Genomic DNA, 2,106 nt, shown 5'->3' on the forward strand with positions numbered 1-2,106 from the left:
ATGGAGGTACACCAAACGATCCGACAGATGATACGATTGACTTTACCCCGGCCTTAGACTATAATGGTCCGGTAACAATCACCTATGAGATTGAAGATGCTGATGGAGATACGTCTAGTGCTACAGTTACCTTCGATGTCACTCCGGTGAATGATACTCCAACGGCTACTAATGATACTCCTGCTGATGTCGCAGAAGATAGTGGAACGACCAACATAGCAGTATTAGGCAACGATAGCTTTGGAGGTGATGGTCCAAGTACAGGAACGATCAATGTAACTGCCATCCCAGCCGCAGTAGGAACTGCAGTAGTAAACAATGGTGGTACACCAAACGATCCGACCGATGATACGATTGACTTTACCCCAGCCTTAGACTATAATGGTCCGGTAACAATCACCTATGAGATTGAAGATGCTGATGGAGATACCGATACGGCTACCGTTACTTTCGATGTCACCCCAGTAGATGATACCCCAACGGCAGTAAATGATACTCCTGCAGATGTAGCAGAAGATAGTGGAACAACCAACATTGCAGTATTAGGAAACGATAGCTTTGGAGGAGATGGTCCAAGTACAGGAACGATCAATGTAACCGCCATTCCAGCCGCAGTAGGAACTGCAGTTGTAAACAATGGAGGTACACCAAATGATCCAACGGATGATACGATTGACTTTACACCAGCCTTAGACTATAATGGTCCGGTAACAATCACCTATGAGATTGAAGATGCTGATGGAGATACAGACACCGCTACGGTTACTTTTGATGTCACCCCAGTAGATGATACCCCAACGGCAGTAAATGATACTCCTGCCGATGTAGCAGAAGATAGTGGAACAACCAACATTGCAGTATTAGGAAACGATAGCTTTGGAGGAGACGGTCCAAGTACAGGAACGATCAATGTGACTGCCATCCCAGCCGCAGTAGGAACTGCAGTTGTCAACAATGGAGGTACACCAAACGATCCAACGGATGATACGATCGACTTTACCCCAGCCTTAGATTATAATGGTCCGGTAACGATCACCTATGAGATTGAAGATGCCGATGGAGATACAGACACCGCAACGGTTACTTTCGATGTAACCCCAGTAGACGATACGCCAACGGCTACCAATGATACTCCTGCCGATGTCGCAGAAGATAGTGGAACGACTAACATTGCAGTATTAGGAAACGATAGCTTTGGAGGAGATGGTCCAAGTACAGGAACGATCAATGTGACTGCCATCCCAGCTGCGGTAGGAACTGCAGTAGTGAACAATGGTGGTACACCAAATGATCCGACTGATGATACGATTGACTTTACTCCAGCCTTAGACTATAATGGTCCGGTAACGATCACCTATGAGATTGAAGATGCTGATGGAGATACCGATACGGCTACGGTTACTTTTGATGTCACTCCAGTAGATGATACCCCAACGGCTACTAATGATACTCCTGCTGATGTAGCAGAAGATAGTGGAACGACCAACATTGCGGTATTAGGAAACGATAGCTTTGGAGGAGATGGTCCAAGTACCGGAACGATCAATGTAACTGCCATCCCAGCCGCAGTAGGAACTGCAGTTGTAAACAATGGAGGTACACCAAATGATCCGACCGATGATACGATCGACTTTACCCCAGCCTTAGATTATAATGGTCCGGTAACGATCACCTATGAGATTGAAGATGCCGATGGAGATACAGACACCGCAACGGTTACTTTCGATGTAACCCCAGTAGACGATACGCCAACGGCTACCAATGATACTCCTGCCGATGTCGCAGAAGATAGTGGAACGACTAACATTGCAGTATTAGGAAACGATAGCTTTGGAGGAGATGGTCCAAGTACAGGAACGATCAATGTAACTGCCATCCCAGCTGCAGTAGGAACTGCAGTAGTAAACAATGGTGGTACACCAAACGATCCAACGGATGATACGATTGACTTTACTCCAGCCTTAGACTATAATGGTCCTGTAACGATCACCTATGAGATTGAAGATGCTGATGGAGATACCGATACGGCTACGGTTACTTTTGATGTAACCCCAGTAGACGATACGCCAACGGCAGTAAATGATACACCTGCTGATGTCGCAGAAG

1 protein-coding gene is annotated in these 2,106 nt (G+C 46.3%); it reads left to right on the top strand.

Annotated elements, in window-relative coordinates; all coding sequences use genetic code 11:
* Positions 1 to 2,106 (top strand): beta strand repeat-containing protein (locus ACXAGJ_RS24560; protein ID WP_474843817.1); only part of this gene is annotated, 2,106 nt, incomplete at both ends.

The organism is Aquimarina sp. AWH4_224 (genome assembly GCF_056160245.1).